The sequence below is a fragment of the Rhizobium sp. BK399 genome (assembly GCF_014194695.1).
GTDB lineage: Bacteria > Pseudomonadota > Alphaproteobacteria > Rhizobiales > Rhizobiaceae > Rhizobium.
The window spans coordinates 234,329-249,183 of record NZ_JACIAH010000008.1 but is presented as its reverse complement, the minus strand read 5'-3'; the positions used below and the strand labels follow the sequence as shown (position 1 = coordinate 249,183).

Annotated in this window: 13 protein-coding genes; 3 read left to right on the top strand and 10 right to left on the bottom strand. The window is 59.4% G+C overall.

Annotation, left to right across the window (positions count from 1 at the left end):
* Positions 1-251 precede the first annotated feature (251 nt).
* From FHT97_RS18815 to FHT97_RS18790, 6 genes are all read right to left on the bottom strand, one after another.
* Positions 252-1,451, bottom strand: a complete 1,200-nt coding sequence (locus FHT97_RS18815; RefSeq protein ID WP_183863895.1) for an MFS transporter — start codon at positions 1,449-1,451, stop codon at positions 252-254.
* A 95-nt stretch (positions 1,452-1,546) separates the two neighbouring features.
* Entirely contained in the window at positions 1,547-2,983 is a 1,437-nt protein-coding gene (locus FHT97_RS18810) for a M81 family metallopeptidase (protein ID WP_183863894.1), read from the bottom strand.
* An 8-nt stretch (positions 2,984-2,991) separates the two neighbouring features.
* Complete coding sequence (locus FHT97_RS18805) at positions 2,992-4,911, bottom strand: beta-N-acetylhexosaminidase (RefSeq protein ID WP_183863893.1); 1,920 nt, start codon at positions 4,909-4,911, stop codon at positions 2,992-2,994.
* Between the two features lie 29 nt (positions 4,912-4,940).
* Positions 4,941-5,717: an SDR family oxidoreductase gene (locus FHT97_RS18800; RefSeq protein ID WP_183757098.1), complete on the bottom strand. Its 777-nt coding sequence runs from the start codon at positions 5,715-5,717 to the stop codon at positions 4,941-4,943.
* A 21-nt stretch (positions 5,718-5,738) separates the two neighbouring features.
* Positions 5,739-6,602 (bottom strand): MurR/RpiR family transcriptional regulator, encoded by an 864-nt coding sequence (locus FHT97_RS18795; protein ID WP_183757097.1) that lies wholly within the window; start codon positions 6,600-6,602, stop codon positions 5,739-5,741.
* A 23-nt stretch (positions 6,603-6,625) separates the two neighbouring features.
* On the bottom strand, positions 6,626-7,015 hold the full coding sequence (locus FHT97_RS18790; RefSeq protein ID WP_183757096.1) for a RidA family protein: 390 nt from the start codon (positions 7,013-7,015) through the stop codon (positions 6,626-6,628).
* A gap of 112 nt (positions 7,016-7,127) precedes the next feature.
* Between FHT97_RS18790 and FHT97_RS18785 the strand changes: the two genes are divergently transcribed.
* Genes FHT97_RS18785 through FHT97_RS18775 form a run of 3 tightly spaced genes read left to right on the top strand, consistent with a single transcriptional unit; the run spans position 7,128 to position 10,210 of the window.
* Positions 7,128-7,613, top strand: coding sequence for a hypothetical protein (locus FHT97_RS18785; RefSeq protein WP_183863892.1), 486 nt, complete (start codon positions 7,128-7,130; stop codon positions 7,611-7,613).
* Positions 7,614-7,633: 20 nt separating this feature from the next.
* Positions 7,634-9,094: a M81 family metallopeptidase gene (locus FHT97_RS18780; protein ID WP_183757094.1), complete on the top strand. Its 1,461-nt coding sequence runs from the start codon at positions 7,634-7,636 to the stop codon at positions 9,092-9,094.
* Between the two features lie 15 nt (positions 9,095-9,109).
* On the top strand, positions 9,110-10,210 hold the full coding sequence (locus FHT97_RS18775; RefSeq protein WP_183757093.1) for a D-TA family PLP-dependent enzyme: 1,101 nt from the start codon (positions 9,110-9,112) through the stop codon (positions 10,208-10,210).
* Between the two features lie 417 nt (positions 10,211-10,627).
* On the opposite strand, the gene ugpC is transcribed toward FHT97_RS18775, so the two are convergent.
* The 4 genes from ugpC to FHT97_RS18755 form a co-directional block, all read right to left on the bottom strand.
* Positions 10,628-11,764 carry a sn-glycerol-3-phosphate ABC transporter ATP-binding protein UgpC gene (ugpC, locus tag FHT97_RS18770; RefSeq protein WP_183757092.1) on the bottom strand — a complete coding sequence of 379 codons (1,137 nt, stop codon included), beginning with the start codon at positions 11,762-11,764 and terminating at the stop codon, positions 10,628-10,630.
* A gap of 82 nt (positions 11,765-11,846) precedes the next feature.
* Entirely contained in the window at positions 11,847-13,076 is a 1,230-nt protein-coding gene (locus FHT97_RS18765) for an ABC transporter substrate-binding protein (RefSeq protein ID WP_016557774.1), read from the bottom strand.
* 34 nt (positions 13,077-13,110) lie between these two features.
* The gene (locus FHT97_RS18760) at positions 13,111-13,971 is read right to left on the bottom strand and encodes a carbohydrate ABC transporter permease (protein ID WP_183757091.1); all 861 of its coding nucleotides are present in this window, start codon (positions 13,969-13,971) and stop codon (positions 13,111-13,113) included.
* Entirely contained in the window at positions 13,968-14,852 is an 885-nt protein-coding gene (locus tag FHT97_RS18755) for a sugar ABC transporter permease (protein ID WP_183757090.1), read from the bottom strand. Before FHT97_RS18755 ends, FHT97_RS18760 begins: the two co-directional genes overlap by 4 nt.
* Positions 14,853-14,855: the final 3 nt, after the last annotated feature.

Here is a 14,855-nt window from a genome sequence, read left to right as displayed (position 1 = left end):
CGCACAGCATTGTCAGCGTGCAATCGGAACGATCCGATCAGCCGCCCCGAGTATTTCAGATTGCTGCCGATGGAATGTTGCCAATGCGGACAAACCGCGGCGGCCCGTGGGACGTCGACCTCCTTTGCGGCCATTTCACCTATGCGCCGGACTCGCCGAGCCTTCTCCTCGCCAAGGCTTTCAAAGCAAGCAGACAGGCAACACCGGCACAATTCCGGCGCTCGCTTTCCGTTTGGAAAGCCCGGACATCGTCAGCCAATCCCGCGTCCGTCGAACCATAGGAGGAGCGCCAGGCCGGTCATGCCGGCAACGGCACCGATGATGGCCGTCCCTGAATAGCCCCCGATACCGGTTCCGACTGCGAAGAGAAGCGCGCTCAGACCAGCGCTTACAAAAATATTGACCGATATCAACGCACTGCCGAGGCCCGGTCGATCTGCGATAAGATCCTGCAAATAGGTGATCGGAATGCTGATCAGGGCCGCTGCGCCGATGCCGCTGACGATGGTCAGCGCATAGACATGCCAAGGCGCCGAGGCAAAACCAAGCAAGAGCAGATAGACCACATAGATGACAGTGCCGAGCGCGAGCGCCGTGATGCTGCTCAAAATGCGTTGGGCACGGCCCCACACGACGATAAAGACGACTTCAAGGAACGCGACGATGCCAACGAGAATACCGACGTCGCCAACGGTCGCATGGGCAGGTCCCGTGACGATCAGGGGCAGGATGGCGGCATTGACGTGCAGGGTGCTGCTGATGAGTGAGACGGCCAGCACCCGCACGAGGACACGTGGCGATATGACCGCTGCGAGCGCTGCAATGTATGACAGGTGGTGTGTGGCCGCGTTGTCCGTTCCGTTCTGGCGGGGCAGGAAGGCGGCAATCAGGCAGAGGCAGACCATGCAGGCGAGGCTCGCAAACAGATAGGCCGGCAGCATGCTTGCCGATCGTGACAGGACGATCCCGACGAGGCCTGGCACAAGCACCCAGGAGAGCGAGATCATCGCCCTAACACCTGAATTCACCGATGCAATTTCATTGCGGGGCATTCCCCTGGTGCTGGCACGCACGTTGGCAAAGAGGAGTGAGTTAAGCGCGTTGTAGACCGGCAGCAAAAGAAGCGCGCAGATGATGAAGGTGCCCTGCGCTGGAAAGAGGTATATCGCCCCGTAGCCGAAGATCCCGAACACTGCGACAGTCACCATCAGCGACCGGTACTCGCCCAATTTGTCCGCCAGGTTGCCAAGCAGGATGCTGACAGTGACGTTGACCGCTGCGGCCGAAAAAATCAGCACCGAGTAGAGAGCATTGCTCATGCCCAATTCACGAATACCGATAACCGATTGATAGGGCGAGGTCGATGCACCGGCAAATCCAAATGCAAAGATCGCAAGCATGCTGACCCGGATCGTCGGGTCGCGAAAAACATCGGGAAGGAAACGGTTCATGACATATATCGTGCGGCAGTAACGCCGAGCATGCAGTGTGGATGGACGCGTCTAACAGGTTCGGCACGGGACCGGAACCTGCCAGACCGAAAAGATCATGCTCTCCAGCGCGCCGACAAGCGCGCCTGCGGTGCGTAATCAAAGTCTCGATCGAACGGGAAGGTCGGTCTGATGCGTCGCCTGCTGTCTAGCCCTTCGATGTCCTGGTTTACAACGCCTTGCGTCAGCGCCATCAGGTTCGGATTGGCAATCGGCGCCAGCTCAGGTGACAGATAGCCTGATTTGACGACAAGCAAACGCAGGGGTTGGGGATCGAGATCCAGTCGGGTAAAATCGGCTATGTTGTGATACGGACGACGGCGGGCAGATAGCACGACGGTAATGCCGCCTGTTCGCACCACCGCCTGGCGTTCGCCGACCGGGCCGGGGTCATCGAGGAAGACCACCTCTGCTTCGACATGAGCCGGCAGGCTGGAAGGATCAAGCGTGCCGCCAATGGCGAGTTCGATTTTCGAGCCTTTCCCGGCTCCGAAGCAGGCCTCGACTGCGGGTCGGTCGGTTATGCCCGCAAGCAGGGCTCCGTCGAACCCCCTGGCAATGAGCGCATTGAGAACATCGGCCCGATCGCCGACGCCGCCGCCCGTTGGATTGTCGGCGGAATCGGCAAGGATCACCGGCACCGTCGCAGCAGTTTCCGCGATATCGATCATGGCGTCGAGCGGACCGGTCACAGGCCCGAAGACGAAGTGTTCGCGTGCATTCCAGTAGGACAGCGCAATCTCTTCCGCGGCGCGTTCGGCGGCCGCACGATCCGTCGCAGTGACCACCGCGCAGGCGGTCGCGCGTGGTTCGTCTGCCCAAACGTAACCGATCATCAGGTTGGCATCGAGGATGCCGGCGCGCTTATTAATGTCAGGCAGGGATTTGTAAAGGCTTCTTGCAGGCTCGTCCTCGGTCGATGTTCGCTCGCCTGGCCAGAGGACGGGTACCGGTGCCCAGGCCACGCCGGGCCGTCGGCCAGACCTCAGGGCGTCTACGAGGAGGGACCATGCGCGTATCATCGTTTCACGCACGTCGATATGCGGGGCCGTGCGATAAGCCGCAAAGATATCGAGCTGGTCGATGATCCGTTGACTGACATTGCCGTGCAAGTCGTAGCTCGCTGCGACGACGCACTCCTCGCCGACCACCGAGCGGGCGGCGGCAATCCAGTCGCCCTCCGCGTCATCAATTCCCTCGACGTTCATGGCGCCATGCATGGCAAGGTAGAGGCCGTCAACCGGCAAGGCAGTTTTTAGCCGATCTAGAAATTCCGCCTTGAACAACTCATATGCCGCCCTTGATACCGGGCCGCCAGGCACTGCGCGTGCATGCAGGAGCGGCAGGTGTTCAATGCCATCCGCGTCGAGGAAGGCGAAGTAGTCGGAGACCATAAGTTCCCCGCCGCGCAGCACGCGGAAATCTTGAGCCGTCATCATGACCGGCGAATAGGTACTGCATTCCGTATGGATTCCGCCCACAGCTAACCGCATCACTTGCCTCATAATTCCGGGCTGAGCCGCACGATCGCAGCGAAGCGTTCCCAGTCCTTCATGGCCCTCGGTGTCCACGCGGCTTCGGCAATCGCCGGCAACCTCGGAAAGACGAGCCGGTTGAAGTAGCCGCGCGACAGGAAGTGTTCCGACCAGATGCACGCCTGTACACCCTTCATTCGGTCCTTCAGCGCTTCGGGGAAGTCACCCTCCGCCTCATAGGCATAGGTATGGGACGGTGGCACGGTTCCGGCCCAGCTTGCGCCCGGCTCCTGAAATGCCTCCGCCTGTACCATGTCGAGGTAATAGGCCTGCCCCGGCGTCATGACGACCTCATAGCCCTCGGTCGCAAGATCGATGCCGACCTGCGGATTTTCCCAGGCCATCAGCAATGTGTCCTCTGGGGCGACACCACCCCCATGTGCAACTTCATTCCAGCCCGCGAGCTTGCGACCGCGAGCCGTCAACATCTCTTTTACGCGGTTGAGAAAATAGGACTGCAATGCGAAAGTGCCCGAAATCCCTTCCTGCTTCATCAGCTTCTTGGCAAGCGGAGAGGCCAGCCAGGACCCGTTCGCCACCTCGTCACCGCCAATGTGGAGGTACAGTGACGGAAAAAGGTCCACCATCTCGTCGAGCACAGTTTCGAGGAATTCATAGGTCAGAGGCACCGCGGGATTGAGAGCATTGTTTGGGTAGCCCTGCACCGAATGGTAGCTCTCGGGCGCCTCCTGGCCGTCAGTCAGATCGGGTATCGCGGTCAGTGTCGCCGTGCTGTGGCCGGGAATATCGATCTCCGGGATGATCTCGACGCTCAATCTCGCCGCATGGGCGACGATATCGCGGACATCGTCCTGGGAATAGAAGCCACCGACAGGCTCTGCGCTGTTGCCGAGTTGAGGCAGGAGAGGTTCATCCGGGCCACGAAGGACGCCGGTCGTCGTGAGTTGGGGATAGGCCTTGATTTCAAGGCGCCATGCCTCATCGTCCGTCAGATGCCAGTGGAAGATGTTGAGCTTCAACCAGGCAAGGATGTCGATCAACCGCTTGACGTCGGCGGTCGGGTAGAATTGGCGCGACACGTCGAGATGGCAGCCCCGCCAACCGTATCGCGGCCTGTCCGAAATCGTACCGGAGACAGGAAAGCGGAAGTTTCTCCGGTCGGTGCGGGCGCCATGGAGGAGTTGCGCAAGCGAAGTCAACCCATATTGGCGTCCTGCCTTCGCGGAAAAGGACAACGCAATCTGTGTCGCGGAGAATTCGAGCTTGTAGCCTTCCGGAGCAATGGTTGCATCGACCAGGAACTGCACAGAACGCCCCTGCGGCGAGGCAGCAAGACTGAATGGCGCGTGACTACTCTCGAACAATCGGCGGTGAAGCGACAGAACTGTCGAGATAGCCAGCACATCATCGCGCGTCGATCCTTCGGCCGGATAGAGAACAACGGGGAAATCTTCTCCCGGCTTCGCGTCTATGTCCGCCGGCCAGGGTTGCAATGCAAATGGCAGCGCGACCTTGCCCTCCGGCAGAAGGATTGGCGGAGGCTCATTGACGCAGCCCTCCAGAAGTAGGTCGGATACGGCGACTGTGATATGTTTCCCGTCCTGGAGCGTGACATAAGCCGACTTGGCACCATCGGTGCAATGACGCGCCGGCCGGTGAAGACCGCTGACTGTGAAATTCCAGCTCTTACCCGGATCGACCCGAAGGCCCTCCGGTGGGGCGAATTCATGGAAATTCGCGTTACGACGTAAAAAGGTTGCATTCTCACAGGCCTTAGGATCGATGACGCGCGTCAGCGACGTATAGGCCAGCGTGAAGCCAAAGAGCGTTTCCTCGGAGAGATTGAAGAGCGAAAACGTAAAGCGACCGTTCGGACCGCCGTCAGGCTGCCACGAACTCTCCAGGCGATAGGGCGCCAACGACATCAAGGTTCCTCTCATGACGTGTATCGGGATCAATAGTGTTCGGACTGCGAGAACGTCCGCGCCAGCTCCGCCTGACCGGCAGTCAGCCCGCAGTCGACGGGCAGGCAGACGCCCGTGATTGCGCCAGCCTGTGGTCCCGCAAGAAACGCCACGGCATTGGCCACGTCACCTGGATCGACAACCCGCTGGAGCGGATACCAGCGTCGCGCCTCTTCGAAGACATTGGGGTTGGCCGCAGCACGCGCTTCCCAGGCCTTCGTGCGGACAGTGCCAGGTGCAACCGCGTTTGAACGAATGCCGAGCTTTCCGTATTCGACGGCAACCAACTTGGTGAAATGCAGCAGCCCGGCTTTCGCGGCACTATAAGCGGGGTGGCCAAACACGTTCATGCCATTTACGGAAGCAATGTTGATAACGGATCCCTTCGAGGCCTCCAGCTGGCGTTCGACAGCCCGGAAACACAAGAACGCAGCCTCGAGATTGAGGGCATTGTCCATCCGCCAGATCTCGGGTGTGGTGTCATGCAGGCTGACGGCACGCGCCGCGCCGGCATTGTTGACGAGTGTCCGCACCGAACCCAGCAAGGCTGCCTGGCTTGCCATTTCGGCGACGCTTGTTTCGCTGGTTACATCGCAGGCGTGCGCGACAAAGCGTTCGACAGGACCGAGATCGAGCGCGGCCTTGGCGGCGGCTGCGGGATCTATATCGACGATCACAATGACATCGTGATCGTCTGCAAGGCGCTCGGCGATGGCTCGTCCAATATCACCTGCAGCACCCGTTACGATCGCTACCGTCCTTGTCATTCTGCATCCCTTTTTGGCATGTTAATCCCCGAGGAGTTGCCGGTCGTCACCATCGCGATGGGCAACGAGTTGTTGCTTTATGCGGCGTAGCGCAACGGCAGCCTTCGGCTGAATTGCATAGGCGACCAGGCTGGCAAGAATGTCGACGATCGCCAGATAGGCAATGCGCGTCGACGTCGGCCGGAAGATGTTGCTACCTTCCTGCAGGTCGACAGGCACAACAATTTCCGCCACCTTTGCCACCGGGCTGTCGCTTTGGGTGAGCGCTATAGTGGTTACTCTTGACTCGCGGGCAAGCGCGAAAGCGCGCACGAGCTCGGCATTGCGTCCCGTAAAGGAAGAACCTATCAACACGTCTGTCGACTTCGCGGCGGCTGCCATCATCAACTGCATGCCATGATCCGAGCTCGCCGTGACATGCAGGCCGAAGCGAAAAAGCCGGTTCTGAAGTTCGCTTGCAATCATCGACGAGTTGCCGCCGGAGCCAAAGGCATAGATCATGTCGGCGCGTGAGAGCCGCTCGGCGGCAAGCTCGATCGCAGCCAGGTCGAGCGAACGATGAAGCAGGAACAGTGCGTTCTGTGCCTTCGTGATGATGTCCTGCGCGACATCACCCGGGTTGGTGCTCTTGGGTTCCGGCTTCAAGTAGCGCATGCCAACATAAGCTGTCCTGGCAAGCTGAACCTTGAAATCGGAAAAGCTCTCGCAGCCCAATCGGCGGCAGAAACGCGTGACGGTGGGCGGAGAAACGTCCGCCCTTTCGGCGAGCTCGATGATCGAGGCATTTACCGCAAACTCAAAGTCCTTGAGAAGGATATCGGCGATACGGCTTTCGGAGGGTGAAAGCCGGGGCTTCTCTTCCTGCAGTGTTGAGAAAATATCCATCCCGTCCCCCGGTCGTGTGCAGTTTACAGATCCTTCGACCTATACGCCACGCAATCGATTTCGACCTTGCAGTCAACCATCATCGACGATTGAACGCAGGCTCTAGCAGGGGGATGGTCACCGAAGTACTGCTGGTAGATTGCATTGAAGGTCCAGAAGTCGCGGGGATCGTCGAGCCACACGCCACAACGCACGACATGCTCCAGGCCGTATCCCGCCTCCTTGAGGATCGCCAGGACGTTCTCGATCGTCTTGTGGGTTTGCGCTACGATATTGCCATCGATGATCTCGCCATTTTCCATGGCGACCTGGCCAGATACATAGAGCCAGCCATCGGCTTCAACGGCCCGCGCGAAGGGCAGGGGCTTGCCACCGGCACCCTTTTGAACCGCGCCATAGCGCTTAATGGACATCGATCGATCCTTGCAAATTATTTTCGTATTAAGTTGACAAGTGACCATAGAAAGCCGAATTTGACCAGCGAAAAACGCCATTGATGAAAAGAATTTCAATCCGGTGGAGATAATGCGCGATCCTTTCAAAAACCCGTTTCCCGTTTCAGACGTCGCGCGGCATTCGATCTGGGAGATGCTGGTCCCTCGCGACATCGATGCATTCCTTGCTGGCGACTGGTCGATGGTCGAGCACGATTTTGTCGAGGAAGGCTTCATCGGCATCGATGGACGGAAAGAAGTCAGCCCCGATAAATGGCGGCTTGCGTTTCCGACGCTGTCTGCCTACCGCGACGAGTGGGTGCGTCAGGCAGAGGAATTTGCCACGCAAGCGTTTGCCGAAGACACCCGCACGGCCATCTTCACGACCACCACGCTCGAAGACATAGAGATCGAGGGTGACATGGCGCTGGTGCGCAAGAAGTTCGATGGCGGCCTCAGCAAGGCTGATGGCACGCGTGATATCATGCAGTGGCAGACACTTTATTACTGCCGCCTGCATGAAGGCCGCTGGAAGATCTGCGGCTTTACCGGCTACCTGCCGAACCCGATGGGCTGATCAACACAAAGGCCGAACCCTTGCGCATTTTCACGGCGGCGCTCGCAACCGAGACCAACACGTTTTCACCGATCTGCGTCGATCGACGCGCCTTCGAAGCGTCGCTTTATGCGCCTCCCGGCCAACATCCGGAAACGCCAACGCTCTGCTCGGCACCGATCACGGTGGGGCGTCGTGTTTGCGCGGAGAAGGGATGGGAACTGATCGAGGGCACCGCCGCCTGGGCGGACCCGGCCGGGCTGGTGAACCGCTCCGCCTATGAGGGATTACGCGACGAGGTGCTCGCGCAGCTAGAAGCCGCCATGCCTGTCGACGCCGTTATCCTTGGCCTGCACGGCGCCATGGTCGCCGCCGGCTACGAGGACACCGAGGGCGATATTTTGGCGCGTGTCCGCGAGATCGTCGGGCCAGAGCTCCTCGTCTGCGCCGAGCTCGATCCGCACAGCCACCTCACCGCCAAGCGCCTAAAGGCGGCAGACTTCTTGGTCTACTTCAAAGAGTTCCCGCACATTGATTTCGTCGACCGCGCCGAGGATCTCTGGCGGATTGCCGTGGAGACGTTGGAAGGGCGCCTGAACCCCGTCATGTCCGCGTTCGATTGCCGGATGATCGACGTCTATCCCACCTCGCGCGACCCGATGCGTTCCTTCGTCGACAAGATCATGCACATCGAGCAGGACCACGCTGATATCCTGTCGATCTCCGTGGTTCACGGCTTCATGGCCGGAGATGTGCCCGAGATGGGTACGAAGATACTTGTCGTCACCAACAACAAGCCGGAGGAAGGTGCGGCCCTTGCACGTGAGCTTGGCCTAGAGCTGTTTTCCAAACGTGGCACTTTCATGATGCCGCAGATCGACGAGGTCGAGGCTGTCACGCAGGCTATGGCAGCAACCTCGTGGCCTGTCGTCGTCGCTGACGTATGGGACAACCCCGGCGGCGGCACTGCAGGCGATGCCACCGTCCTCCTCCAGGAGCTCATCGAAAGAGGCGCCAAGGGTGTCGCGATAGGCACGATCTGGGACCCGATGGCAGTGCAGATTTGTATGGCAGCAGGCGAGGGCGCCGAAATTCCGCTCCGGTTCGGCGCCAAGTCTGGCCCCGGCACCGGCAATCCTGTGGACGGGATCGTCAAGGTCGTAAAGCTCGTTGCGAATGCCGAGATGCGTTTTGGCGAGAGCTTTGCGCCGTTCGGCGATGCGGCGCATATCGTACTCGACGGCATCGATATCATCCTGAACTCGACGCGCGCCCAGAGCTTCGATCCGAGCCTCTTTTCGGTTATGGGTATCGATCCGACATCCAAGAAAATCCTGGTGATCAAATCGACCAATCATTTCTACGCGTCCTTCTCCAAGATCGCAGCGGAAATCATTTACTGTTCGGCCGGAACGCCTTATCCCAACAATCCGGCCAAGACGCCCTATCGTCGCGCGCCGAAGAACATCTGGCCGATGGTCGCCGATCCCCACGGCCGCTAACACGGAGCGCGTCATATGCAGGAAAATCCGTTCGCCATCATCGCCAGGCCAGGCGACAGGGTCGCCGATCTCTCGACGCCACGGCCAATCATCGACGAGGATCGCCTGGCGGCGAACATCGCCCGTACGCAGGCCTACATGGACGAGCACGGGCTGAACTTCCGGCCGCATATCAAGACCCACAAGATCCCGGCGCTCGCAGCCGAGCAGATCGCAGCAGGCGCAAAGGGCATCAACTGTCAAAAGATCAGTGAAGCTGAAGTCTTCGCAGCGGCTGGTTTCCAGGATATCCTGATCACCTTCAACATCCTCGGCCCGCAAAAGCTTAAGCAGCTGGCAGCCCTCAACGACCGCATCTCCGACCTGAAGGTAGTCGCCGACAGCACGGCCACGGTCGATGGCCTGTCTGCCTATTTCGCATCCCGTAAACCGCTGACTGTGCTGGTCGAATGCGATACCGGTGGTGGCCGCTGCGGCGTCCAGACGCCCGATGAAGCAAGAGACTTGGCGAAGCGCATTCACAGCATCCCCGGCCTCTCTTTCGGTGGGCTTCTCAACTATCCGAAGCCCGGGGCTGCCGAGGCGGTACAGGCATTTCTCGGCGAAGCACTATCGCTTCTCGAGGAGCAGGGAATTGATTGCCCGATCGTCAGCAATGGCGGCACGCCGAGTCTGTTTGAGGCACATCTCGTCAGCGCCGCGACCGAGCATCGTGCCGGAACCTATATCTACAACGATCGGGCCATGGTTCGCGCCGGTCACTGCAGCTGGGATGACTGCGCCATGCACGTGCTCGCGACGGTCGTGTCTCGCCCGACCGGGGATCGTGCCGTCATCGACGCCGGTTCAAAGGCACTAACCTCCGACCTGCTTGGCTTCTCCGACTTCGGAACTGTGGTCGGTTACCCCGAGGCGGTGATCACTGGATTGTCTGAGGAACACGGCGTTATCGACTTATCGAAATGCGGCGACAGGCGTCCGGAGATCGGCGACAAGATCCGCATCATCCCCAACCACACATGCGTTGTATCCAATCTTTTCGACACGATGGTCTTTCACCGCGACGGCGTCGTCACCCGTGTCGAGGACGTGGCTGCGCGCGGACTCGTCTGGTAACGAATCTCGCCTTCCTTTGACATATGCCTCTTGACGTTACGCGATTGAAAAGCATCTTCTTTTCAGCGGCGTTAGGCGCGCGGGAGGTCAGGTCGATGAGAGTCTCCGTTGCATTGGGCATAGTGGCTAGTCTGTTGGCGATTTCGGCGGCGGAAGCACCGGCGGAATGGCAAAGCTTTCATGGCGTTCGGATGGATTCGGATCCCGTGCTTCTGGCGCGGTTTGAGCGGGCTTATCGCTATTGCGAGCCAGAGGCCAACTACCGGGGCTCTCCCTATCCAGCCAATCCCTGGCACGTCACGGCGCTCAGAAACTGCATGTCTAGATTGGGAATCCTCGACCGTGGCGCCTATTCCTACCCAGCTAACAGGCTCTTCTATCCCCTGTACTGAGGGCGGCGCTCCCCGGGTCGGCTGATCAGGCAGCCGCGGTGGGGTTGAGCAAATTCACGTCGATATCTGTCAGTTCGACATGGCGCTCGAATGATATCCCCTTGTCGTCGAACAGATGGCAGTCGACAACGTTAATCCCGGCCAACAGAGGCTGATCCGGCCGAACGGCAGCACCGCCCGGCAGCGTCGCGCAGAAATTCTCGCCTTCACCGTCAAGCGATGCATAGGCAACTGTCTGTGCGCCAAGTCGTTCGATGACCGTAGGTGCAACTCTGATCTGGATGTCACCTGATCCAATCTGGATGTGCTCGGGGCGCACGCCCAGCGTCAGCGTCTTGCCAACAGCGCCCTGCCGCGGCGTCACTGGGATGGTAGCTTTCTGCCCCTGATAATCGATCTCCACGCCGGCTTCACTGACTGCGCTACAGGTAACCGGCAGGAAGTTCATCTTTGGATTGCCGATGAAGCTCGCGACGAAGATATTCGCCGGTTTGTGGTAGAGTTCCAGCGGCGCGCCGGTCTGGGCAATCTCCCCGGCGTTGAGCACTACGATCCGGTCTGCCATGGTCATCGCCTCGATCTGGTCATGGGTGACGTAGATCATCGTCGCCTTCAGCTGGCGATGCAGCTTGGCAAGCTCGATGCGCATGTCGGCGCGTAGCGCCGCGTCGAGGTTAGAAAGCGGCTCGTCGAACAGGAAGATCTTCGGTTCGCGCACGATCGCTCGGCCGATCGCCACGCGCTGGCGCTGGCCGCCGGAAAGCATCCCCGGCTTCTGCTGCAGCCTCTGGTCAAGATGGAGAATGCGTGCGGCGTGCTCGACTTTGGCCTTGAGCTTTTCCTCTTCCATCTTTTCCACGCGCAGTGGGAATGCGATGTTCTCGAAAACCGACATGTGCGGATAAAGGGCGTAGGATTGGAACACCATTGCAATGCCGCGCTTGACCGGCGGCAGGTCGTTCACTCGGAGCCCGCCGATGACGATGTCGCCGCCGGAGGTCGCGTCCAGACCGGCGATCATGCGCAGCAACGTCGACTTGCCGCAGCCAGACGGCCCGACGAAGACCACGAACTCGCCGTTCTTCACCTCGAGCTGAATGCCCTTGAGAACCTCGAAGTCGCCATAGAACTTCTGAACATTGTTGAGAAGAAGCTGTCCCAAAACCTGTCTCCGGTTGCCGCGCCTGCAGCATGCATACTGTAAGGGGGATCGCGGTTGTTGCGCCCGCGATCCCGACAAAGGCTTACTTGAACGCTTCGATCTCGCCAGCAGCCTTCTTGAGGGCATCGGCCGGCTGGGCCTTGCCCGTCACGACGGACTGGACCATTTCGATCATCGAGTTCTGGAAGCCCTTGTAATCCGTAAAGAGCGGCTCGGGACCACCGAAGGCGATGCCGTCGATAAACGGCTTCCAGGACGGATCTGCCTTGACGAATTCATCGACCTTCGGCGACGGACGCAAAGGCGTGAGGCCGGCGCCGCCCTGAAGCTCATATTCTCCCTGGGGGCCCGGCGAGGTAATGAACTTGGCGAATTCGATCGCCTTGTCTTCCACGCCCGTCCCCTTGAAGACGGCCAAGCTGTCGGTGATGAGCAGTGTACCTTCGCCCTTGGCGGAAGGGCCAAGCGGCAGCGGTGCCACGCCCCAGTTGATCTTGGTGTCCTTCAGGCGGGCAGCAGCACCCGAGCCTGCCTGGATCATGCCGACCTTGCCGTCGAGGAAGATGGCACGGATCTCGTTCTGCTCGTAGGCGGTCGCGCCTTCGACGGAGTAGGGCGTGATGTCCTTGTAGGCCTGGAGCGCTGCCAGCACTTCCGGGCTGTCGATGACGATCTTGTCGCCGTCGATTACCTTGCCGTTGTTGGTGTAAACCCAATGCATGAACTGATGCATCGTGTTGTCGAAGGTCTTAGCCGGAAGGCCGTAGCCTGCGATGCCGGTCTTTTCCTTGATCTGCTTGGCGTCGGCGATTTCTTCAGCCCAGGTCTTCGGCGGGGTTTCAGGGTCGAGACCAGCCTGCTTGAAAATGTCCTTGTTCCAGTAGAGTGCCTTGGTCGAGAAGGCGACCGGCACGCCCCACTGATTGTTGTCGAAGGTGACCGTGTCGACGATATTCGGGTAGTAGCTCTTCTTTTCCTCGTCGGTCATCGGGACCGGAACGATCAGGTCGTTCTGTGCGAATTCCTTGAGTGTGCGCGAGCCGACATAGGCCATTCCGACCGGCGTGCCTGCAGCGGCAAGCGTCGTGGCCTTGTCCTGGCACTGTTCCCATCCGACGACCTCGGGCGTGACCTTCCAACCCGGGTTCTTGCCTTCCCATTCCTTGATGTATTTTTCGTGGATCGGATCGATCTTGTCGCCGCAGTAGATCCAGCTGATCTCCTTGTCAGCGGCCTGCGCGGTCATGGCGCCGAGCGCGGTAGAACCGAGCAGGGCAAGGGCCATCAGCCCGGTCTTGAAATGAATTGTCACTTTGTTAGCTCCCGTTTTTTCTCTGGTGGTTGACTTACTGTTTCACCGCGCCCGCGGTCAGCCCGCTGACGAGATACCGTTGAAGAAAGAAAATCACGATCATGGCCGGCGCGATGCCGACGAAACTTGCAGCCATCAGTTCATTCCAGACCACTTCCTGGCGACCGAAATAGGCGAAGAGGCCGACCGGTAACGGCGCAAATTCGGTCTTGGAATTGAAGGTGAGCGCGAAGATGAACTGCTGGGCATAAGAGCCGATGAAGGTGGTGATTGCAACCACCATGATGCCGGGCATGGCGATCGGCAGGATGACGCGGCGGAGCGTATAGAAGTGGCTGGCACCGTCAACGAAGGCGGCTTCGTCCAACTCCCGCGGGATGCGCATCATGTAGGTTCTCAACAGCCAGATCGCCGACGGGATCAGGAAGGCAACACCCGGAACCATGATTGCGAAATAGGTGTTGAGCAGGCCGAGCGTGCGCATCAGCCGGAACAGCGGGATGAGCAGTACTGCGCCCGAAAACATGTTGACGGCCAGAAACGCACCGAGCAGCAGCCCGGCGCCCTTGAATTCAAACCGCGCGAACGCGTAGGAGGCAGGGATCACCAGCACTAGGACGACAGCGGTGACGATGGTCGAGATGAAGAAGGAATTGAAGATGTAGCGCGCAAAGCCCGGCACGCTAATCCACATAGTCCGATAGGCCTCGAAGGAACCGTTTTCCGGGATGAAGCGATAGGGTGATGAAAAGAGCTGACTGAGCGGCTTAAGCGATACCAGGAAGCCCTCGACAAAGGGCGCGAGCACGAAGGTAAGGAAAATGAGGATGCCGGCATAGATGCCGATGATTTCATACCATTTGTACCGATGGATCAGCAGATGTGGCTGTTTCATCGCTTGTCTCCGGACGTAAGGCGACTGGTCACGCGGAAATAGCAGACGCAGAAGATCGACAGGAAGATGCAGATCAGCACGGCGCGCGCGGCGCCTTCGCCGTATTTGTTCGAGCCGATTGCGGTTTTATAAGTGTCGATGATCATCGTCGTCGTTTCGCCGCTCGGTCCGCCACGCGTCAGGATCCAGATGATGTCGAAGGAATTGAAGGTCGCGATCAGTGACAGCATCGACATGGTGATCATCGAAGGGACGATCAGCGGGAGGGTAATGCGCCGAAAGCGATAGAAGCGGCCGGCCCCGTCGGTCCAGGCAGCCTCGTAGAGGTCCTGCGGAATCGCCTGCATGGCCGCGAGCATATAAAGCGTGACCAGCGGAACGCCGATCCAGACGTCGGTGATGATCGTCGCCCAGAACGCCGTGGACCCCTGTGCGAGAAACGCGACCGGCGCGTCCACAAGGCCAAAACGCTGCAGCATGCCGGAAATCATTCCGAACTGGCCGTTGTACATCCAGCCCCACATGAAGATGCCGATCGCCATTGGGACAATCCATGGCGGCATCGTCAGCACGCGGAAGAGCGCCCTGCCGGGGACCGCGGAATTCAGCATCGTCGCCCCGAAGACACCGATAATCATCTTGATGGAGACAGAAAAGAACGTCCAGATGAAGGTGCGAACGATGACTTCGGCGAAGGTAGCGTTGAAGATCTTACTGTAGTTCACCCAGCCGACCCAATTCGTCGTCTTCTTCAGCGACGCATCGGTGAAGGAGAGGATGAACGTGTCGACCAGGGGATACGCGACGATCACAGCGACATAGAGGACTGCCGGAAGGAGAAGGATCCAGGCAAAGATGACTGCGTTGCGTTGGACGCTCATCTT